This is a genomic window from Agrobacterium tumefaciens, from assembly GCF_013337285.1.
GTDB classification, from domain to species: Bacteria; Pseudomonadota; Alphaproteobacteria; order Rhizobiales; family Rhizobiaceae; genus Agrobacterium; species Agrobacterium burrii.
Window position 1 is genome coordinate 39,038 of the sequence record NZ_SUPW01000005.1, and the last position, 20,814, is coordinate 59,851.

17 protein-coding genes are annotated in these 20,814 nt (G+C 59.0%); 10 read left to right on the forward strand and 7 right to left on the reverse strand.

Annotated elements, in window-relative coordinates; all coding sequences use genetic code 11:
- Window positions 1-83 precede the first annotated feature (83 nt).
- On the forward strand, window positions 84-1,181 hold the full coding sequence (locus tag FCH38_RS14885; protein ID WP_174374222.1) for a glycosyltransferase family 4 protein: 1,098 nt from the start codon (window positions 84-86) through the stop codon (window positions 1,179-1,181).
- Entirely contained in the window at window positions 1,178-1,921 is a 744-nt protein-coding gene (locus FCH38_RS14890; RefSeq protein WP_153515562.1) for a polysaccharide deacetylase family protein, read from the forward strand. The genes FCH38_RS14885 and FCH38_RS14890 overlap by 4 nt, the downstream gene beginning before the upstream one ends.
- Here FCH38_RS14890 and FCH38_RS14895 read toward each other — a convergent pair.
- Entirely contained in the window at window positions 1,913-2,872 is a 960-nt protein-coding gene (locus FCH38_RS14895) for a glycosyltransferase family 32 protein (RefSeq protein WP_174374223.1), read from the reverse strand. The two genes, FCH38_RS14890 and FCH38_RS14895, sit on opposite strands and share 9 nt — an antisense overlap.
- A 211-nt stretch (window positions 2,873-3,083) precedes the next feature.
- Between FCH38_RS14895 and FCH38_RS14900 the strand changes: the two genes are divergently transcribed.
- From FCH38_RS14900 to FCH38_RS14930, 7 genes are all read left to right on the forward strand, one after another.
- Window positions 3,084-4,976: an ABC transporter ATP-binding protein gene (locus tag FCH38_RS14900; protein WP_174374224.1), complete on the forward strand. Its 1,893-nt coding sequence runs from the start codon at window positions 3,084-3,086 to the stop codon at window positions 4,974-4,976.
- Entirely contained in the window at window positions 4,973-6,874 is a 1,902-nt protein-coding gene (locus FCH38_RS14905; RefSeq protein ID WP_174374225.1) for an ABC transporter substrate-binding protein, read from the forward strand. The genes FCH38_RS14900 and FCH38_RS14905 overlap by 4 nt, the downstream gene beginning before the upstream one ends.
- A gap of 1 nt (window position 6,875) precedes the next feature.
- On the forward strand, window positions 6,876-7,874 hold the full coding sequence (locus FCH38_RS14910; protein WP_149900569.1) for an ABC transporter permease: 999 nt from the start codon (window positions 6,876-6,878) through the stop codon (window positions 7,872-7,874).
- Window positions 7,871-9,046, forward strand: a complete 1,176-nt coding sequence (locus FCH38_RS14915) for an ABC transporter permease (RefSeq protein WP_174374226.1) — start codon at window positions 7,871-7,873, stop codon at window positions 9,044-9,046. Before FCH38_RS14910 ends, FCH38_RS14915 begins: the two co-directional genes overlap by 4 nt.
- A gap of 72 nt (window positions 9,047-9,118) precedes the next feature.
- Window positions 9,119-10,327, forward strand: a complete 1,209-nt coding sequence (locus FCH38_RS14920; RefSeq protein WP_174374227.1) for a glycosyltransferase family protein — start codon at window positions 9,119-9,121, stop codon at window positions 10,325-10,327.
- A 43-nt stretch (window positions 10,328-10,370) separates the two neighbouring features.
- Window positions 10,371-11,618: a glycosyltransferase gene (locus FCH38_RS14925; protein ID WP_174374228.1), complete on the forward strand. Its 1,248-nt coding sequence runs from the start codon at window positions 10,371-10,373 to the stop codon at window positions 11,616-11,618.
- The gene (locus FCH38_RS14930) at window positions 11,615-12,766 is read left to right on the forward strand and encodes a glycosyltransferase family protein (RefSeq protein WP_174374229.1); all 1,152 of its coding nucleotides are present in this window, start codon (window positions 11,615-11,617) and stop codon (window positions 12,764-12,766) included. The genes FCH38_RS14925 and FCH38_RS14930 overlap by 4 nt, the downstream gene beginning before the upstream one ends.
- Here the strand turns inward: FCH38_RS14930 and FCH38_RS14935 are convergent.
- From FCH38_RS14935 to FCH38_RS14960, 6 genes are all read right to left on the reverse strand, one after another.
- Window positions 12,732-13,472: a copper homeostasis protein CutC gene (locus FCH38_RS14935; RefSeq protein ID WP_174374230.1), complete on the reverse strand. Its 741-nt coding sequence runs from the start codon at window positions 13,470-13,472 to the stop codon at window positions 12,732-12,734. The genes FCH38_RS14930 and FCH38_RS14935 overlap by 35 nt on opposite strands.
- 79 nt (window positions 13,473-13,551) lie before the next feature.
- Complete coding sequence (locus FCH38_RS14940; protein ID WP_174374231.1) at window positions 13,552-14,757, reverse strand: MFS transporter; 1,206 nt, start codon at window positions 14,755-14,757, stop codon at window positions 13,552-13,554.
- Window positions 14,758-14,819: 62 nt separating this feature from the next.
- Entirely contained in the window at window positions 14,820-16,253 is a 1,434-nt protein-coding gene (locus tag FCH38_RS14945) for a M81 family metallopeptidase (RefSeq protein ID WP_174374232.1), read from the reverse strand.
- A 12-nt stretch (window positions 16,254-16,265) separates the two neighbouring features.
- Entirely contained in the window at window positions 16,266-18,185 is a 1,920-nt protein-coding gene (locus FCH38_RS14950; RefSeq protein WP_174374233.1) for a beta-N-acetylhexosaminidase, read from the reverse strand.
- Between the two features lie 44 nt (window positions 18,186-18,229).
- Entirely contained in the window at window positions 18,230-19,012 is a 783-nt protein-coding gene (locus FCH38_RS14955; protein WP_174374234.1) for an SDR family oxidoreductase, read from the reverse strand.
- Window positions 19,013-19,095: 83 nt separating this feature from the next.
- Window positions 19,096-19,959 carry a MurR/RpiR family transcriptional regulator gene (locus FCH38_RS14960; RefSeq protein WP_149900560.1) on the reverse strand — a complete coding sequence of 288 codons (864 nt, stop codon included), beginning with the start codon at window positions 19,957-19,959 and terminating at the stop codon, window positions 19,096-19,098.
- 243 nt (window positions 19,960-20,202) lie between these two features.
- Between FCH38_RS14960 and FCH38_RS14965 the strand changes: the two genes are divergently transcribed.
- Window positions 20,203-20,688 (forward strand): hypothetical protein, encoded by a 486-nt coding sequence (locus FCH38_RS14965; protein ID WP_153515552.1) that lies wholly within the window; start codon window positions 20,203-20,205, stop codon window positions 20,686-20,688.
- Window positions 20,689-20,814: the final 126 nt, after the last annotated feature.

Genomic DNA, 20,814 nt, shown 5'->3' on the forward strand with positions numbered 1-20,814 from the left:
GGCAAGAATGGCCGGGCTGTCAAGGCTCGGCCCTTTCAAATTCCGGTTGACGCCGATGCGGCGGCCAACGCACAACCTTCGGCATGAAGATCGCCTTTTATTCGCCGCTCAAATCACCCAACCATCCCGTTCCCTCTGGAGACCGGTTGATGGCCCGTCTGCTGATGCAGGCAATGACGATGGGCGGCCACGCGGTCTTCGTTGCTTCCGAACTGCGCAGCTTTTTGAAACAGGCGGATGACCCGGCACGAACCTCGCTCGTCGATGCGGCCGATCGCGAGATCGAAGCCATCGCTCAGCGCTGGCGACGGGAAGGCCCCCCGGACCTCTGGTTTTGTTATCATCCGTATTACAAAGCCCCGGATTTACTCGGACCGGAACTCGCCAGACGGTTCGATATTCCCTACGTCACCGCCGAAGCCTCCTATTCGCCAAAGCGCAATGGAATGGGTTGGCAGGCGATACAGGATGAATTACTGGCCGCGTTGAATGCAGCCGCCGTGAATATCTGCTTCACGGCGCGGGATCGCGAAGGGCTTTTGCGCGCTTCCCCCACTCTGCACTGGAAAATGTTGCCGCCCTTTATCGATGTCGGGACTTTTCTTGAAACTGCCCCACACCCAACGCCGGCAAGGCTCATCACCGTCGCCATGATGCGCTCGGGCGACAAGCTGACCAGCTATCGCGCCCTTTCAGAAGCACTCGCTTTGTTGCCGCAGGACCTCGACTGGACGCTGGATATCATTGGTGACGGGCCGGAACGCTCGGCTGTACAGACCATGTTCAGCGCATTTCCCGACAACCGTCTTGTCTGGCACGGCGAAAAAACCGCAACCGAGATCACAGCACTTCTTTCAAAAGCATCCCTCTACGTCTGGCCCGGCCATGGCGAAGCCTATGGTCTTGCCTATCTGGAGGCACAGGCCGCCGGCCTGCCCGTGGTGGCCGAAAAAGTGGCCGGTGTTCCCGAAGTGGTAAAATCCGGCACCACCGGATTACTGACACCGGAAAATGATACAGCCGCCTATGCCGACGCGATCAAAAGCCTGCTCGGCAATGACAGGCAGCGCGAAAAACTGGCAAAAGCGGCCCGCCAGTTCGTCGTCAATCAACGATCTCTGGAAAACGCCGCAACAGAGCTGAATAATATCCTGCTGCAAGCAAAGGCGCGAAGATCATGAGTGTGGAAAAACTCGTTGCAGCACTGGACGAATGCGGCCGGCGCGGCATGACCGCCGATCTATGGCTCCGGGACGACGACGCCGTGGAGCCGACACCCGCGCTTGATACGCTGCTTGATCTCTGCCGCAGCTTTGCCGTTCCGATCACCCTCGCGGTCATTCCCGAGATGACGACGAACAGGCTCGCGCAATATCTGGATGCGTCAGATATTGCCCATGTGGCCGTGCATGGCTGGTCACACACGAATTATGCCGGAAACAGCGAAAAGAAACAGGAACTCGGCGCTCACCGGGAGCTTTCCCTCGTTCTCGACGAATTGCAATCCGGACTGGATAAGCTCCATGACCTGCATGGCAGCCGTCTCGTGCCGATGCTCGTGCCGCCATGGAACCGCGTGGATGCCAGCATCGTGAAAGAGTTGGCAGGCATCGGCTATCGCGCCCTGTCCGTTTTCGGCCCGGAGAAAAACACCCTGCCGCCGCGTCTGAATACCCATGTCGACGTAATCGACTGGCACGGCAGCCGGGGCGGCCGCGATGACGACATCCTTTTCGCCGAAACCGCCACACGAATTCTGAAGACCGCCGAAGACGGCGGCACGACCGGCATCCTCACCCATCATCTCGTGCATGATGAGAATGTCTGGCGGTTTCTGCGGCGGCTTTTCGAGGTGACCTCGAACCATCCTGCCGGCCGCTGGCGCTCCTCGGCGAATATCGTCAACGAAATCTCACCATGACTTCCAGGCGATCAGCAAACCATCCTTGTCGCCGAGTTGCTGCCGGAGCGCTTCGACCGCCGCAAACGGCGTGCGATCGGCAAGCGACGCCGCAACAAATGCCGCCGGCGCGAGGCTGATGCTTCCCGCCCGGGCGATGACGGTAAAGATCAGCGGTCCGGTGGACCACCAGGCGGGTGCACGCGGCATTTCTTCGAGAATACCGGGAAACACCTCCAGCATCCTGCGAAAGACCGGATGTCCAGCCGGAGCGGCAATAAAGGAATTGGCAAGCAGCATGCTGCCCTGACCCGTATCACGCGGCGTCTTTTCATCGAACGCCGTCAATCCGGCCAAGGGCAGGAAAGCGTCGAAACTCACATCGTCCCGCGCCGGATACCAGTCACAATCGAGATAGATGCCGCCAAAACGCTCCAGCACGATATAACGGGCCACATCCACCGCGCCCGGATAATCACCCTGCTCCAGCATGGTTTTAAAGACAGCGTCTGCAAACACGCCTTCCCGCTCAAGATCAACCTCCCGCCAGAGACGATAGTCGTATCCATGTCTTGCAGCATGGGCGGCCCAGGCTTTCACCGATACCGGCAGCGCTCTTTCGCCGATCCATATCTGGTGAATGATCCTCGGCACATCCTCCCTGCTTTTGAGATTGATCGTGTGGCGCTCTTCCGGCGAAAACTGTGCATATTTTGCCAGAACCTGCGGCGGCGGCACGAGCGTATATTGGTAACCGATTTTGGCAACCATATCGCCTTCGGCCTTGGCGAGACGCAGCCGCGCTGCATGCAGCCGGCGCGGCAGACCGAGCACCGTCTGCTCGCCCATCATGTAACCGTCTTTTGCTGCAACCAAAGATAGGAGAAGCGCCTGGGCTTCCGCATATTGGCCGTCATTTTGCAACTGTCGGGCTTTCTCCAGCTGCGCGTCATAATATTTCTTGTCGGACATGGATCCTCATCCAGAAACGCTCGTTAACATATCGCTAAACACGAGCCATGAGGCAAGCCGTAGCGTTTAGGAAGCCGGCTTTGAATTCGTTAAACAATTCGATGTTTCAGAAGCATAGACAGACAACAAACCCTGCGATAACGTACCTTTAAGCCCTCCTGAGCAAATTGTCACAAGGCAACGATAAAGAGACGGCAAGGAACCCTTTGGCATGAGCGCAGGCGCAGATTTGCTCCGTATTGAAAACCTGCGGGTCTCGTTTTCTCTTATGGGCGGCACGATTGAAGCCGTGAGGGGCACCAGCCTTCGCATTCTTCCCGGAAAAGTCACTGCACTTGTGGGAGAATCCGGCTCCGGAAAATCCGTCATCGGCCAGACGATCATGGGCATCCATCCTAAGACGGCGCGGGTGAACGGCCGCGTGCTTTTCACCGATCCTGAAAATGCCGCAGCCGGTCCTGTCGATCTGCTGCAACTGCCGAAAGACGGCCGGGAAATCCGCTCCATACGCGGCAATCGCGTCGGGCTTATTTTTCAGGAACCCATGACCTCCTTTTCGCCGCTACACACTGTCGGCAATCAGATAGACGAGGCGCTGCGCATCCACAGCATCCTGTCGCCGGCTGAGCGCGCGGAAAAAATGTATGAGACGCTCGACCTCGTAGGGTTCCCCGACCCGAAAAAGGTCGTGAACATGTATCCCTTCGAGCTGTCAGGCGGTATGCGCCAGCGCGCCATGATCGCCATGGCGCTGATCTGTCGCCCGGCTCTTCTGATCGCCGACGAGCCGACGACGGCGCTGGACGTGACCATCCAGGCACAAATCCTTAAGCTACTGCGCGATCTGCAGAGCCGGCTGAATATGAGCATGCTGCTCATCACCCACGATCTCGGCGTCGTCGCAAACATCGCCGACGAAGTTGCTGTGATCTATCAGGGCGAGATCATGGAGGCCGGAACTGTCGACGAGATCTTCAAGTCGCCAAGCCACCCTTATCTCAAAGGCCTGATGAACGCCGTGCCGCATTTCGACATGAAGCCCGGTGAGAGGCTGAAGGCGCTGCGCGAAATCAAGGTCGATCATGAAAGCCTCGTCGGCAAGAAAAACGCCGCCGTGAATAAAACCCCCGGCCCGCTTCTGACCGTAGACAATATCAGCAAGACCTTCACCACCCGCAAGTCCAGCTGGTTCAGCAAAGGCGACGCCAACGCCACCAAGGCGGTCAACAGCGTCAGTTTTGAAATCCGCCGGGGCGAATGCCTCGGGCTGGTGGGCGAAAGCGGCAGCGGCAAAACCACCGTCAGCAAGATCCTCATGCGCGCCGTTCGTCCGGATGAAGGCTCCGTCACATTTCACCGTCCGCAGGGCAACATCGATGTGCTCAACGCCAAAGACGGCGACCTCAAGGAACTGCGCTCGAAAATACAGATGGTCTTTCAGGACCCGATCTCCTCGCTGTCGCCACGCATGACCGTGGGCAACATCCTGAGCGAGCCGCTGGAAATCCATGGACGCGGCGACGCGAAATACCGCGCCGAGAAAGTCCGCAATCTCGTCAAGGCCATCGGCCTTGGAGAAAGCGCGCTGAACCGCTACCCGCACAGTTTCTCGGGCGGGCAAAGGCAGCGTATCGGCATTGCCAGAGCCTTGGCGCTCGGTCCCGAACTGCTGATTTGTGACGAACCCGTTTCCGCGCTCGATGTCTCGGTTCAGGCGCAAATTCTCAACCTGCTCAAGGATTTGCAGAAAGACCTCGGGCTTACCTACCTCTTCATCTCGCACAATCTGGCGGTGGTTGATTATATGGCTGACCGCGTGGCCGTAATGTGTGAGGGCCGCATCGTTGAGCTGGCACCGCGGGAAATCATGATGCGCTCCCCCGTGCATCCCTACACGAAATCGCTGCTGGCGGCTGTGCCCTTTCCCGACCTCGACCGGCCGCTGGATTTCCGCACCATTGGCAAGATCAGCGCGACAGGCAAATTCGACTGGGGCAAACAGTTCCGTGATGAGGGTGATGGCGACATGATTTCCGCCGATCTGGGCGACGGCCATTTCGTTCTTGCAAACGGCAACGTCGACATCCGGGAGCTCCGCCCTTGATCACGCGCCGCACCACTCTCGCCCTGCTGGCCTCCGTCTTCCTGCCGGCCTATGCGCGCGCCGCCTATACCGACGCCGACTACTTCAAGGAAAAACGGGAAAAGGGCGAGTTGCCCGACGTGGCGGGACGCCTGCCGAAAAATCCGCGCGTCATCAATATGAAATCGCTCGGCCGCGAACCGGGAAAACATGGCGGCTCCGTTCGCATGCTGATCGGTGGTCAGCGCGATATCCGCCTGATGCCTATCAGCAACTATGCCCGTCTCGTCGGTTATGACGAAAAGTTCGAGCTGCATCCGGACATTCTGGAAAGTTACGACGTCCAGGAAGAACGCATCTTCACCTTCAAGCTGCGCGAGGGCCACAAATGGTCCGATGGCAGCGATTTGACCTCCGAGGATTTCCGCTATTTCTGGGAGGATGTCGCCCTTAACAAGGAAATCCACAAGGGCGGTCCCCCGATCGAACTTCTGGTCAACAACAATCCGCCACTGATCGAAGTCATCGACCAACTGACGGTGCGCTACACCTGGGAAGGTCCGAACCCGGATTTTCTGGCGAAACTCGCGGCGGCCTCCCCGGCGCGGCTGTTCCTGCCTGCCGCCTATATGAAGCAGTTCCACATCAAATATCAGACCGCGGAAAATCTCGCCAAGCTTATCAAGAAGAACAAGGCGGATGACTGGAGCGGGCTGCATATCAAGATGTCGCGGCAGGTGCGCCCGGAAAACCCCGCTTTGCCGACGCTGGATGCATGGCGCAACACGACCTCGCCGCCGGCCGAACAGTTCGTGTTCGAGCGCAATCCCTATTATCACCGTGTCGATGAAAACGGCCTGCAGCTGCCTTATCTCGATCGCTTCCTGCTGAACGTCACCTCCTCCGACATCATCTCGGCCAAGACGGCGTCCGGCGACAGCGACCTGCAATATTTCGGCCTCGATTTCGCCGATTACACCTTCCTGAAGGATGCCGAAAAGCGTTTCCCCCTGAAGGTGAACCTCTACAAACGCTCGCAAGGATCGCGGGTTGCGCTTCTGCCGAACCTCAATTGCGCCGACCCGGCATGGCGGGGTTATTTCCAGGACGTGCGGGTGCGCCGCGCGCTGTCCCTTGCGATCAACCGGCACGAAATCAACATGGTCTGCTTTTACGGGCTGGCGAAGGAAAGCTCCGACACCGTTTTGCCGGAAAGCCCACTTTACAGGCCGGAATTTGCGGAAGCCTGGAGCGCCTTCGACCGCGCAGCGGCCAACAGGCTGCTCGACGAGGTGGGTCTCGATAAACGCGACGATGCCGGCATAAGGCTCCTGCCCGATGGCCGTCCGGCCTATATCATCGTCGAAACAACCGGCGAAAGCACGCTTGAGACCGACGTGATGGAACTGGTGAGCGATTACTGGCGGCGCATCGGCATTGCGGTTTCCGTCCGCCCCACCCAGCGCGATGTCTTCCGCAAGCGTGCGATGGGCGGCGAAGTGCTGATGTCGGTATGGATGGGCATGGACAATGGCGTACCCACTTCGGATATGCTGCCTTCCGGCCTTGCGCCCACCGGTGACGACCAGCTGCAATGGCCCGTCTGGGGCATCCATTATCTTTCCGGCGGCCGCGAGGGCAAGGAGCCTGATCTGCCGGAGGCCGCACATCTGCTCGATCTCCTGAAAAAATGGCGCAAAAGCGTCACCGAGGAAGAGCGGACGGCGATCTGGCTGGAAATGCTTGATATCTATACACAGCAGGTGTTTTCCATTGGCATCGTCAACGGCGCGCTTCAGCCTGTCGTTCATGTCAAGCGCATGCGAAACGTGCCCGAAAAGGCACTTTTCGGTTATGAACCCACATCTTATCTCGGCGTCTACCTGCCGGATGCCTTCTGGTACGACGGGGACGCCTGATATGCTGCGATATATTATCAAGCGCATCCTCGTCATGATCCCCACGCTGATCCTGATCTCGATGCTGGTCTTCACCATTATCGAATTGCCACCGGGTGATTATTTCGAAAGCTATGTCGCCGAACTGCGCGCCATGGGCGAGACGGCGAACCTTGCCGAAATCGAGGAGCTGCGCGTCCGCTACGGTTTCGACCAGCCCGCGCCGATCCGCTACTTCCGCTGGGCGACCGGCATGCTGGTCGGCGATTTCGGTTATTCCTTCGAATATCAGCTGCCCGTCAGCGATGTGGTGGGAGACCGCCTGTGGCTGACGGTTCTCGTGTCGTTCCTCACCATCATCGTCACCTGGATTCTCGCTTTTCCGATCGGCATCTACTCCGCCACACATAAATATAGCTGGGGCGACTATGGCCTGACCTTCCTCGGCCTGCTCGGCATCGCCATTCCCAACTTCATGCTGGCGCTCATCCTGATGTATTTCGCCAATATCTGGTTCGGTATCTCCATCGGCCATCTGATGGACCGCGAATATCTGAACCAGGCGATGAGCTGGGCGAAGTTCAAATCGATCCTCGAACATATCTGGATCCCCGTCCTCATCATCGGAACGGCGGGCACGGCGGGCATGATCCGCCGCCTGCGCGCCAACCTTTTGGACGAATTGCAGAAACAATATGTCGTGACTGCCCGTGCCAAGGGGCTTCACCCCTTTAAGGTGCTGATCAAATACCCGCTGCGCATGGCGCTGAATTTCTTCATCTCGGATATCGGCTCGATCCTGCCCGCCATCATTTCCGGCGCGGAAATCACCGCCGTCGTCCTGTCGCTCGAAACCACCGGTCCTATGCTCATCCGCGCGCTGCAAAGCCAGGATATGTATCTGGCCGGTTCGTTCCTGATGTTCCTCGCTTTCCTGACGGTGATCGGCGTTCTGGTGTCGGATATCGCCCTTGCCATACTCGACCCGAGAATCCGCTTTGGAGGTGGTAACGTCAAATGACTTCATCCATCCCGAATTCAGGCGAAGCGCTGCCGCATTACGTCTCGACCGCGCCCTTCGATCCCTCCTTGATCGAACCGAACACATCCGGAATGGCAGCCTTCAGCAAGGCGTCGCAGCTGAAGCTCATGTGGTGGCAGTTTCGCCAGCACAAGATCGCCGTCTGGTCCGGTGCCTTTCTGGTGGTTCTTTATCTCTCGATCCTGATCAGCGAGTTCCTCGCGCCTTACAACCTCCATACCCGCAATATCGAGCATATCTACGCCCCGCCGCAGGCCATTCACCTCTTTGATAACGGAAAATTTGTCGGCCCCTTCGTGTACGGCCGGGAAATGACGCTCGACATGGACAATCTGAGGCGTGTCTATCGGGACGTGCCAACGGATGTTCAGCCGCTGCGTTTCTTCTGCAAGGGCGATACCTACCGTTTCTGGGGCATGTTCGAGGGCAGGACCCATTTTGTATGCCCCGCCGAAGGCGGCGAAATGTTCCTGCTCGGCACCGATCGTCTCGGACGCGATGTGTTGTCGCGCATCATCTATGGCGCGCGCATCTCGCTCACTATCGGCCTTCTCGGCGTCGCCATGAGCTTCGTTCTCGGCATTGTGATCGGCGGTCTCGCTGGTTATCGCGGCGGCACCTTTGATCTCATCGTCCAGCGCATCATCGAGGTCCTGCAATCCATCCCAAGCATTCCGCTGTGGCTGGCGCTTGCGGCGATCATGCCGGTGACCTGGAGCCCGATCCTCGTCTATCTCGGCATTACCATCATTCTCGGCATGCTGGACTGGACGGGACTGGCGCGCGCCGTGCGTTCGAAATTGCTGGCGCTTCGCGAAGAAGACTATGTTTTGGCTGCACAATTGATGGGCGCGGGCACACCGCGCATCATCGGCAGGCACCTTATTCCCGGCTTCATGTCGCACCTCATCGCCTCGGCCACGTTGACTATACCGGGCATGATTCTCGGCGAAACCGCGCTGAGCTTCCTCGGCCTCGGCCTCAGACCACCGATCACAAGTTGGGGAATTCTGCTCACGGAGGCGCGCAGCGTCAGCGTCATTGCGCTATATCCATGGCTTCTCATACCGACGATCCCGGTCGTTCTCGTCATTCTGGCCTTTAATTTCTTCGGCGACGGACTACGTGATGCTGCGGATCCCTTCAGATAAAATGGAACACCCTTTGATAAACTGCTCTTCCGCCATCGCCTTTTTTGTGAAAGGCAAAAAGAGGTGTGGCCCATGACCTCCCGTTTGAACGACGCGCGTATCCTCATGTACAGCCATGATTCTTTCGGCCTCGGACATCTGCGACGGTGTCGCACCATTGCCCATGCGCTGGTGGAGGATTATCGCGGCCTCAACGTTCTCATCATTTCCGGTGCGACAATTGCCGGCGCCTTCGATTATCGCGCCCGCGTCGATTTCGTGAAGATCCCGAGCGTCATCAAGCTGCGCAACGGCGAATACACCTCGATGGACAGGCATATCGATCTCCAGGAAACGCTGAAGATGCGCCGTTCCATCATTTATCACACCGCCGAAAGCTTCCAGCCCGATATCTTCATCGTCGACAAGGAGCCAATGGGCCTTCGCGGCGAAGTGGAAGAAACGCTCGCCTACCTCAAGGGACAGGGAACCAAGCTCGTTATCGGCCTGCGTGACGTCATGGATGCGCCGCAACTGCTCGAAGCGGAGTGGAAGCGCAACAACGTCATGACCAAGATCGGCCAGTTTTATGACCACGTCTGGGTCTATGGCCCGCCGGATTTCCACGACCCGCTGACGGGGCTCGATGTTCCCGAAAACGTTCGTGACAAGATGGATTTCGTCGGCTTCCTGCAAAGGTCCAAAACGCAGGCCGAAACCGTGGCACACCGCCCGGAAGGTGACTATCTCCTCATCACCACCGGCGGCGGCGGCGATGGCAGCGAATTGATCGACGATGTCATCAACGCTTACCGCCATGATCCTGAACTGACCCACAAGGCGCTGGTGGTACTCGGCCCCTATATGCCGGCGGATCAGCGCCAGCGCTTCATGAGCAGCGTTGCCGATATTCCCCATATCGAGATCATCGAATTCGACAACCGCATGGAAGATCTCGTCGCCGGCGCCCAGGCCGTCGTGTCGATGGGCGGCTATAACACCGTCTGCGAAATCTTGTCCTTCGACAAGCCCGCCCTCGTCGTGCCGCGCACCGTGCCGCGGGAAGAGCAGCTGATCCGCGCCAGCCGCGCCTCGGAGCTTGGCCTTTTCGACATGCTTTTGCCGGAAGATGCCGAAAATCCCGCAAAAATGGCGGAAGCTCTCAAAGCCCTGCCCAACCGCGCGCCACCCTCCGTCAATTCGCGAGAGCTGAAGCTCGACGGTCTGGAAAACATATCGAAACGGATCGCCGAATGGCTGCCGCCCGAGGGCGAAAAGGCGCCGATCACGCTCTCTGCGTGACCGGCTCCCCGACAACCACCGCTTCAAAAGAGACACGCGCAACGTGACCGATACAAAAAAAATCGTGGTGCTCCTCAAGGGCTATCCGCGCCTGTCCGAGACTTTCATCGCCCAGGAACTTCTGGGGCTTGAAAAGGCCGGGCTGAAACTCGAACTCATGTCCATGCGCCGGCCGACAGACAAAAAGCGCCACCCCGTTCATGATGAAATCCGCGCACCCGTCACCTACCTGCCGGAATATCTGCATGAGGAGCCGCTGCGCGTCCTGAAAGCGCTGTGGGCCTGCCGCAAGAAGCCGGGCTTCACCAGCGCGCTCCGCCGTTTCTTCAATGATCTGCCACATGATCTCAGCCGCAACCGCTTCCGCCGTTTCGGTCAGGCCGCCGTGTTAGCCCATGAATGGCCTGTGGATGCCGAGTGGCTGCATGTCCACTTCATCCACACGCCCGCCTCGGTCGCCGCCTATACGCATCTCATCACCGGAACGCCGTGGACGATTTCCGCTCATGCCAAGGACATCTGGACTTCGAGCGACCGCGACCTATCCGGCAAGCTTCAAAGCGCCCGCTGGGCCGTCACCTGCACGGCCGGCGGCTTTCAGCACCTTCGCGACCTTTCCGGAGCGAAGCAGAATGTGCACTTAAGCTATCATGGGCTAGATCTCACCCGCTTCCCGCATTTCGAAGCGCCGCGTCCGGCAAGAGATGGATCGGTCGCCGATGATCCGGTCCGGATTTTAAGCGTCGGCCGGGCGGTCAAAAAAAAGGGCATCGATATTCTGTTGCGGGCGCTGGCCTCGCTTCCGCAGCATATCCATTGGCGCTTTACCCATATTGGCGGCGGCGACGAACTGGCCGCACTGAAGAAACTCGCCGACGAGCTTGGCATCGCCGACAGGATCGTCTGGACCGGTGCCATGGACCAGAAGCAGGTGCTGGAGAATTATCGCGAGGCGGACCTCTTCGCACTCGCCTGCCGCATCACCAGCGATGGCGACCGTGACGGTCTTCCCAATGTTCTGGTCGAGGCCGCCAGCCAGGCGCTGACCTGTATTTCCACCAATATCTCAGGCATTCCAGAGTTTTTCGTCTCTGGCGAAAACGGCTTGTTGACGGAACCCGAAAATCCGGCCGCCTTCGCAGAGGCCCTGCGCAGCGCGATCACCGATCCGCAATTGCGCCAGCGTCTGGGTAACGCCGCCGAAAACCGTGTTCGAACCGCCTTCGACCATCGCACCAGTATTGCCGAGTTGAAGGCCCTGTTCGAGACCGAGTGGGAAAAGACACCATGAGCAATCCAGAAAGACGCCCTTCCGTTTTCTTTTATGTCCAGCACCTTCTGGGCATCGGCCATATCGCCCGCGCCAGCCGCATTGCCAACGCGCTTCAGGCGGATGGTTTCGATGTCGTTCTAGTCACAGGCGGCACACCGGTCCCGGGCTTTCCGGGTGAGGGAATCCGCCATGTCGAGCTACCACCGATCGCGGTCAGCGACGGCAGCTTTTCCGGTCTTGTCGATAGTTCCGGCAAGCCGGTGGACGACGCCTTCAGAAAGCTCAGAACCGATATGCTGATTGGTGCCTATCACGGTGCAAAACCCGATATCGTCATCATCGAAGCTTTCCCCTTCGGCCGCAGGCAGGTGCGGTTCGAATTGCTGTCGCTGCTTGACGAGATCGAGGACAGCGAACCGCGCCCGCTGGTCATGACATCGCTGCGCGATATTCTACAGGAAAAAACCAAGCCGGGCCGGGACGAAGAAACCGTGTCGCTGGTGAAAAAGCATTTCGATGCCGTGCTGGTGCATGGCGACCCGAATTTCGCCCGGCTGGAAGACACCTTCCCCCTTGCCGGCGAGATCAGCCAGCGCATCGTCTATACCGGCCTTGTTGCCCCGCTTCCACCGCCGCAACCGGCGGAGAAATTCGATATCGTGGTATCCGCCGGCGGTGGCGCGGTCGGTGCAGCACTTGTCCGGGCCGCCCTTGAAGCCGCACCGCTGCTGGACGGGATCGGGAACTGGTGCCTCGTCACTGGCCCCAACATGCGCCAGGTGGATTTCGACGCGATTTCGGCTGAGGCGCCGCACAATGTCTCTGTCTTCCGTTTCCGCAAGGATTTCGCAAGCCTGCTCGCCGGCGCGCGGCTTTCGGTTTCACAGGCCGGTTACAACACCGTCTGCGATATTCTTCAGGCCAAATGCCGCTCGCTCCTCATCCCCTTTGCAGCCGGTGGCGAAACCGAACAGAGCGCCCGTGCCGAACGATTGGCACGGTTGGGGTTGGCGCAGGTTCTGGAGGAGAAAGATATCTCCGCGCAATCCATGGCCGATGCCATCACGGCGGCATTGGCCCTGCCGGCACCAGACACGATCAGCCTCGATCTCGATGGCGCGGACGGTACGGCTAGGGCTTTGCGCCGCCTTTATGATGAGCGGTAAGCATCGCCTTTAATTCGCGAACCGCCGCCTCATCTGTACCCTTGCGCCCATCGCCGGTGAAACCTAGCTTCGCCACCCGGCTTTCCGGATCATAGAAGGGAACGGCGGAACAGGAGGCGTGGATTTCCGTAATCGGAAAGCGATCCAGCAATGCCTGCACGCTCTGCGGACGCACGCCGGCACCCGGCATGATGACGATCCGACCGGCTGCTCTCTCGGATAGACGCGCCAGCGCCTCTACCCCTTCAAGCGCCGAACGGGCGCCGCCGGAAGTCAGAATTCTCGGGAAACCGAGAGCGATGGCCGCCTCCAGCGCTTCATCCATATCCGGAACGACATCGAAAGCCCGATGCAGCGTCATATCCAGCCCCTCGGCATGACGGCGCAATTCTTCAAGCAGGGCAATGTCAAGCGAGCCATCGCCAAGCGACGCGCCAAGCACCAGGCCGGAAAGGCCTGCCGCACGTGCCGCATCGATATCGCGTTTCATCACATCTGCTTCGTCGCGCGTGAACACGAAATCACCGGCGCGCGGCCTGATCATCACGCTGACGGGCAATCCACAGGACGCCGCCCGTTGCATGAAGCCCGCAGACGGCGTTACGCCGCCGCCGGAGAGCGCGGCGCATAACTCGATCCGATCGGCCCCGCCCCGAACCGCCGCTTCCAGACCGGCCACATCGTCCACGCAAATCTCGAGAATCATCCTAACCTCTTTCATTTGAACGTGCCCTGTTTACGCACCGGAGCATCCGAAAACCGCTCACACTTTTCGGTCCGAGGCTCTACCTGCGGCGACCCGTCCCATCAAGCGTGTAGAGCATATAAACGCCGCCAAGACCCACGATCGCCCCCAATATGGAGGTGCCCGAATAGGTGGAGACCATTGTCCCAACGGCAAAAATCAGTGCACCCAGACCGGCACCGAGGAAGATATTGACCGCGATCAGCGAGCTTCCAAGCCCCGGCCGGTCCGCGATCAACTCCTGCAGATAGGTGATGGGGATGCTGATGATGGCAGCAGCCCCCAACGCGCTGATGAAAGTCTGCGCGTAGATATGCCAGGGTTCCGTCGCAAGCCCCTGCAGAATGAGGTAGACCGCATAAAGCACCGCTCCCGCCGCCAAGGTCAGCGTTTGCGGCACCTTCTTCTCGATCCAGCCCCACAAGAGAATGAAGACAATTTCGAGCGCAGCAACGATGCCCGCCACGATGCCGATATCCGCCACCGTGCCCTTCGCCTGGCCCGTTATGATGAGCGAACGTATGGAATCATTGAGATGCAGCATCGAGCAGATGAGCGCGATGGCGATGATCCGCAGCAATACCCGCGGTGATCCGATTTCCGCAAGCGAGGCACGCAGACCAAAACGCGCTTCCGTATTCACCACCGCCGGCGTGGCGGCCCGAGGCAGGCAGAAGGCCACGAGCAGAAAACAGACGAGTGCGCAAAGGCCGGAAAACAGGAAGGCCGTCAGCATATTGCCGGAACTGATGAGAAAAATGCCGACGATACCCGGCACCAGCACCCATGACAGCGAGATTGTCGCCCGCATGATCGAGTTCACGGCAATCATGTCGCCCGTCGAAAGATTGCGGGCATCGGCGCGCACATGCGCGAAGATCAGCGAGTTCATCGCCCCGAAAATCGGCAGGAGAATGAGCTTCGCGCTCACAAAGGCCGTCGCATTGCCCGCCAGATAAACCAGCATATAGCCGCTGACACCGAACAGCGCGATATAGAGCATGGGCTTGCGATATTCGCCCAGCCTGTCAGCCACAATCCCCATCAGCACGCTGGCGCTGACATTGATGATGGCAGCAAAAAGCATCAGCAGGGAATAAACGGTGTTGCTGAGCCCGATTTCGCGAATGCCGATGACCGCCTGATAAGGTGCGGTCGCCGCATTCGAAAATCCGAAAAACAGGATGGCGAGCGCCCCGATGCGGATCGACGGATTATTGATGACGATGGAAAGAGCCGACGGCATGGATATTCGCCTGAGATGATCCGGCCTCGCCGGATCGCTGGATAAAAGCTACCGGACCGCTGTCATTGCCAGCGGGCCGAAAGAATGGGTTTCGGCATATAGTCGAAATGCGGCTTCCATGGGTAAAAATCGCCATCCCGGCGACGATTTGGAAGGTTTTCGATATCCTGATTGATAACTCCCTCCGTCAGCGCCATCAGGTTGGGATTGGCGATCGGCGCAAGCTCCGGCGAAAGATAACCTGACTTGACGACCAGCAACTTCACCGCCTTCGGATCAAAGCCGAGACGGGTGAAATCGGAAATCATGTGATAGGGCCTGCGCCGGGCCGCCAGAATGACGGTGATACCACCGATGGCGACCACCGCCTGCCGCTGATCCGCAGCGCCGGAACCGTCCAATTTCAGGATCTTGGCTTCGACAGTGACCGACGGGCTTTGCGGATCGAGGCTGCCGCCAATCTTGAGGGAAAGAGCCGCCCCCTCGCCAGCCGCAAAGCAGGCTTCGACCGCCGGTCGGTCGGTTATGCCGCCTAAGAGAGCACCCTGCCAGTTACGCGCAATCAGTGCCGCCAGAACATCAGCACGATCGCCGACCCCGCCACCAGTTGGATTATCGCCTGAGTCAGCGAGAATGATCGGGCCGGTAGCAGTCTTTTCCGCAATATCCAGAATGGCCTCAAGCGGCTCGGTCACGGGACCGAAACGAAAATCCTGCCGGGCATCCCAGTAAGATTGCGCGATTTCAGCTGCGACCGCCTGTGCCGCCTCTCTGTCCGATCCCGTCACCACCGCGCAGGCCGTCGCCCGTGACTCATCGGCCCAGACGTAACCGATCATAAAATTCGCATCCCAAATGCCGGGCCGGGTGTCATAGCCCGGCAGAACCTCATAAAGGCTCTTGGCTGGCTCATCTTCGGTGGACGTCTTTTCACCGGGCAGGAGAACGGGAATTTTCGCCCAAGCCACACCGGGCTTTTCACCCGTTTTCAGAGCTTTGAGCAGCATCGTCCAAGCCCGCACCATCGTCTCGCGCACGTCGATATGCGGCGCAGTTCGGTAGCCGGCGAATATATCAAGCTGATCGATGATCGTCTGGCTGACGTTGCCGTGCAAGTCGTAGCTCGCGGAAATGATCACATCCGGCCCAACGACGGCACGGGCGCTGGAAATCCAGTCACCTTCCGCATCATCCATGCCTTCGACATTCATCGCGCCATGCATGGCGAGATAAAGCCCGTCCAGCGGTAGCGAGGCCTTCAGGCGGTCAAGGAATTCCGCTTTGAACGCCTCATAGGCCCCGCGCGATACGGGACCACCCGGCACCGCACGAGCATGCAGAAGCGGCAGTATCTGCGCTCCGCCTTCACCGAGGAAATTGAAATACTCGGCCTCCAGCAATTCCGCGCCGCGAAAGACGCGAAAATCCTGCTCACCCATCAGCACTGGCGAATAGGTGCTGCATTCTGTGTGAATTCCACCAACGGCAATACGCATCTCGCCCTCCCCTTAATAAACCGGGCTCAAGGGAACGATGGCAGAAAACCGCAGCCAGTCCTTCTGCGCTTTCGGCGTCCATGCCGCCTCGGCGATAGCCGGCAACCGCGGGAAAACCAGATGGTTGAAATAGGCGCGATTGAGGAAATGTTCGGACCAGATGCAGGCTTGAACACCTTTCATCCGCTCCTTCAATTCCTCCGGAAATTCACCGACTGCCTCATAGGCATAGGTATGCGAAGGCGGAACGGTGCCGGCCCAGCTCGCACCCGGCTCCTGCCAAGCTTCATCCTGCACCATGTCGAGATAATAGGCCTGACCCGGCGTCATCACCACATCGTAGCCCTGACGTGCAAGCTCAAGACCGACTTCCGGCTTCTGCCATGCCATCAGCAATGTTCCAGCCGGATCGACACCGCCGCCGTGGGAAACCTCGTCCCAGCCGGCAAGCTGGCGGCCGCGCTCATGCAGCATCCCCTGAATGCGCTTCATGAAATAGGATTGAATGCCGAAGGTGCCATCCAGCCCCTCCTTTTCCATCAATGCCTTGGCAAGCGGCGAGGCCAGCCATGAACCATCCGCAACCTCATCGCCGCCAATATGGATCAGCCGCGACGGGAACAGCTCCACCATCTCGTCGAATATCTTGCCGAGGAAGTCATAGGTCGGCTCGATGGCCGGGTTGAGCGCATTGTTCGGATATCCCTGCACCGAGCGATAGCTGTCGGGCGCTTCCTGCCCATCCGTCAATTCCGGATAGGCGACAAGAGCCGCCGTGCTGTGGCCGGGAATATCAACCTCCGGCACGATTTCGACATTCAACGCGGCCGCATGGGCAACGACCCTGCGCACGTCGTCCTGCGTGTAATAGCCCGAAACAGGCTGTGCTCCATTGCCAAGCTGCGGCAGAAGCGGCGCATCCGGACCACGTGTTGCGCCGACAGTGGTCAGCAGCGGATAGGCCTTGATTTCGAGACGCCATGCCTCGTCATCCGTCAGGTGCCAATGGAACCGGTTCATGCGCAGCCATGCGAGAATATCGATAAGCCGCACGACATCGCCGGTCGGATAAAATTGCCGCGAGACATCCAGATGGCAGCCGCGCCAGCTGTAACGCGGCGCATCACTGATGCTGCCGGACGCCGGGAACCGGAATTTGGGATCGATGCGTGCGCCATGCAGCAATTGCGCCAGAACCGTCAGGCCATATTGCAGACCGGAAGCGGCCGAATATTCCACAATCACCGCATCTTCGGAAAAGGTGATGCGATAACCTTCTGCTTCAAGCCCGCTATGCTGCTTGAAACGAAGCGGCTTTCCCTCATGAACCGGCGCAAGGCTGAAAGGCACGTGCCCCACGGCAAAAAGCCTGCGGAACAGGGAAAGCACGGTTTCCACCGCAAGAACCTCTTCCGTGCTTGCGTCTTCCGTCGGGAAAAGCGCGACAGGAAACCCCTCGCCCGGCTCGACATTGATTTCAGCGGGCCATGGCTGAATGGCGAAAGGCAGGTCGAGCTCGCCTTCCGGAAGCAGCACCGGCGCTGGCTCGCTATGACGCCCATCCAGCATCAGATCGCCGACATCGACGGCGCGATGTGTACCATCGGCAAGGCTGACATAGGCGGATTTCGCCCCGTCGGTGCGATGCCGCGCAGGCCTCAGGAGGCCATCGACGGTGAAGCGCCAGGATTTCCCCGCTTCGAGGACGAAACCGGCTGGCGGCGCAAACTCATGGAAATTGGCATTGCGGCGCAGATAAACGGCATTGCCGCAAACCGGCTTGTCCACCGTCCGCGTCAGCGAGGTGTAGACGATACGAAAATCCTTCAGCGGTTCGCGGGAAAGATTGACCAGCGTGAACGTAAAGCCGCCGGATGCGGACTCTGCAAGCGGATGCCATGAATTTTCAAGACGATAATTTGCGAGCGCCATGATGCTCCCCTTCATTGCGTATTGAGCCCGTGAAAGGGCTTCGATCAGTAGTGTTCGGATTGCGAAAAAGTCCGGGCCAGCGGCGCCTGCCCCGCCGTAAGCCCGCAATCGACCGGCAGGCACACGCCGCTGATGGCCTGTGCCTGTGGACCGGCCAGAAAGGCAACCGCGCTGGCCACATCTTCGGGCCGTACGATCCGCTGCAGCGGATACCAGTGCTTCGCCTCCTCAAAGACCTGCGGATTGCTGGCTGCCCGTGCTTCCCATGCCTGGGTGCGCACGGTTCCGGGTGCCACGGCGTTAGCGCGAATGCCGAATTTGCCGTATTCGACGGCGATCAGCTTCGTCAGATGGATCAGCCCGGCCTTGGCCGCGCTATAGGCCGGATGGCCGAACACCGCCATGCCGTTGACCGAGGTTATGTTGACCACCGACCCCTGTGTCTGCTTCAGCGCTTCCTCGAAAGCCCTGAAGCAGAGAAACGGCGCTTCCAGATTGAGGGCATTGTCCTTGCGCCATATGTCGGCGGTCGTGTCATGCAGGCTCACGGCCCTTGCAGCACCCGCATTGTTGACGAGGGTCGCGACATCACCCAGTTCCGCAACCTCGGCGGCCAGCCGCGCAAGGTCCTGCGGATCGGTGACGTCACAGGTCTTCGCAACGAAGCCGGGACCGGAAAGCAGGGAAAGCGCCTTGGAAAGGGCGTCGGCATCGATATCGACGAGCACCACCTTCGCATGGCTTTCAGAAAGTGCCGCCGCAATCGCCCGACCAATGTCACCTGCCGCGCCGGTAACGACGGCGAGCTGGTCTTTCCTGTCCTTCATCTCCTACCACTCCCTTGAAGCTTTCCGACCCGCCAAAGGGCGGGATTTCAGGCAATGCAGCCCATGTTTTTCGTCAGCCGCCCTCAGTCACCGAGCAATTGCCTGTCATCCGAATCGCGATGTTCCACGAGCTGTTGCTTGATGTGACGCAATGTCACCATCGACCTTTGCCGATGGTGATAAGCAGCAAGTGTCGCCAGAATATCGACGGCCGCCAGATAGGCGTAACGCGATGAGGTCGGACGGAAGATGTTGTTTCCTTCGGGCACGTTGACGGCCACAACGATATCCGCAGCCACGGCAAGCGGCGTGTCACTCTGGGTCAGCGCGATAGTGGTCACCCCCATGTCCCGCGCCAGCCTGAAACACTTCACCAGTTCCATATTGCGACCGGAAAAGGACGAACCGATGATCACGTCTTCCTTGCGTGCGGCGGCCGTCATCATCAGTTGCATGCTGTGATCGGCACTGGTGGAGACACGCAGGCCAAGGCGGAACAGCCGATTCTGGATTTCCGAGGCGATCATCGAGGAATTGCCGCCGGCACCAAAAGCATAGATCATGCCGCCATTGGCGATCTTGATCGCCGCTTTTTCGGCGAGGGCGGGGTCGAGCGTCTTGTGCAGCAGGAAAAGCGCTTCCTGCGCCTTGGCAAGCACCTCTTCCGCGACATCCGACGGGCCGGTGCTTGATGGTTCCGAGGTGAGATAACGAATGCCCACATAAGCGGTCTTGGCGAGACTGACCTTGAAATCCGAAAAGCTCAGACAACCCACACGACGGCAGAAACGCGTCACCGTCGGCGGAGAAACCTCGGCACGGGCCGCAAGCTCGATGATCGAGGCATTGACGGCGAATTCGAAGTCCGAAACCAGAATATCGGCGATCCGCCGTTCCGATTGCGAGAACTGCCCCCTGTCTTCCTGTATTCTTGCGAAAATATCCATGTTCACCGGTCTCCGTTCCGCCAAAACTTAAGGCTTGGCCCCGTTACCGATGCATCCTAATCCAAGACGCCCGTCAACCGTACATACCCATGAATCGCCCATCTTTCGTCCCGATGACGACACGCCGCACATCCCTGATTTGAAAATTATTTTCTTTGTTGATTGCGAGATGAGCATATGCCAACAATCTCCGCCAGAGAAATCTCCAAATCCTGAAAATAATTTCAACAACGGACCACAACCATGCGCGATCCATTCAAAAACCCCTTTGCTGAAACAGACACCGCCCGCCATTTTATCTGGGAAATGCTGGTGACGCGGGACATCGATGCGTTCCTCGCCGCCGACTGGTCGCAGGTCGCGGATGATTTCGTCGAGGACGGCTTTCTCGGCATCAACGCCAATCGTGAGGCTAACCCGGACAATTGGCGCCTGTCCTTCCCGTCGCTCGCCGCCTATCGCGACGAGTGGCTGAAACAGGCCAAGGATTTTCAAACCCAGCAATTTGCCGAAGACCCGAGAGGCGCCATCTTCACCACAACCACGCTGGAAGAGATCGAGGTGGAAGGCGAAACCGCGCTGGTTCGCAAGAAGTTCAACGGCGGGCTTCGCAAGGCCGACGGCAGCTTCGACGTCATGAAATGGCAGACGCTCTATTATTGCCGGCTGCATGAAGGACGCTGGAAGATCAGCGGTTTCACCGGTTACATGCCCAATCCCATGCCGTGACCGAGCGGGCATGCAGGAAAGCTTCGAACGCCGGGCCAAAAGCCCGGCGTCATTTTTTCGTCTGGCAGCGACGACGGAAACCCGCCGGAAATGCATCGCATCAGAAACAGCCGGGCGCGGGAAAAC

Bases quoted from the DNA above. Each gene is read 5' to 3' on its own strand.
- FCH38_RS14960 (WP_149900560.1), bottom strand. From the start codon at position 19,959: ATGGATATTTTCGCAAGAATACAGGAAGACAGGGGGCAGTTCTCGCAA.
- FCH38_RS14950 (WP_174374233.1), bottom strand. From the start codon at position 18,185: ATGGCGCTCGCAAATTATCGTCTTGAAAATTCATGGCATCCGCTTGCA.
- FCH38_RS14890 (WP_153515562.1), top strand. From the start codon at position 1,178: ATGAGTGTGGAAAAACTCGTTGCAGCACTGGACGAATGCGGCCGGCGC.
- FCH38_RS14915 (WP_174374226.1), top strand. From the start codon at position 7,871: ATGACTTCATCCATCCCGAATTCAGGCGAAGCGCTGCCGCATTACGTC.
- FCH38_RS14940 (WP_174374231.1), bottom strand. From the start codon at position 14,757: ATGCCGTCGGCTCTTTCCATCGTCATCAATAATCCGTCGATCCGCATC.
- FCH38_RS14910 (WP_149900569.1), top strand. From the start codon at position 6,876: ATGCTGCGATATATTATCAAGCGCATCCTCGTCATGATCCCCACGCTG.
- FCH38_RS14885 (WP_174374222.1), top strand. From the start codon at position 84: ATGAAGATCGCCTTTTATTCGCCGCTCAAATCACCCAACCATCCCGTT.
- FCH38_RS14965 (WP_153515552.1), top strand. From the start codon at position 20,203: ATGCGCGATCCATTCAAAAACCCCTTTGCTGAAACAGACACCGCCCGC.
- FCH38_RS14920 (WP_174374227.1), top strand. From the start codon at position 9,119: ATGACCTCCCGTTTGAACGACGCGCGTATCCTCATGTACAGCCATGAT.
- FCH38_RS14955 (WP_174374234.1), bottom strand. From the start codon at position 19,012: ATGAAGGACAGGAAAGACCAGCTCGCCGTCGTTACCGGCGCGGCAGGT.
- FCH38_RS14935 (WP_174374230.1), bottom strand. From the start codon at position 13,472: ATGATTCTCGAGATTTGCGTGGACGATGTGGCCGGTCTGGAAGCGGCG.
- FCH38_RS14945 (WP_174374232.1), bottom strand. From the start codon at position 16,253: ATGCGTATTGCCGTTGGTGGAATTCACACAGAATGCAGCACCTATTCG.
- FCH38_RS14900 (WP_174374224.1), top strand. From the start codon at position 3,084: ATGAGCGCAGGCGCAGATTTGCTCCGTATTGAAAACCTGCGGGTCTCG.
- FCH38_RS14895 (WP_174374223.1), bottom strand. From the start codon at position 2,872: ATGTCCGACAAGAAATATTATGACGCGCAGCTGGAGAAAGCCCGACAG.
- FCH38_RS14930 (WP_174374229.1), top strand. From the start codon at position 11,615: ATGAGCAATCCAGAAAGACGCCCTTCCGTTTTCTTTTATGTCCAGCAC.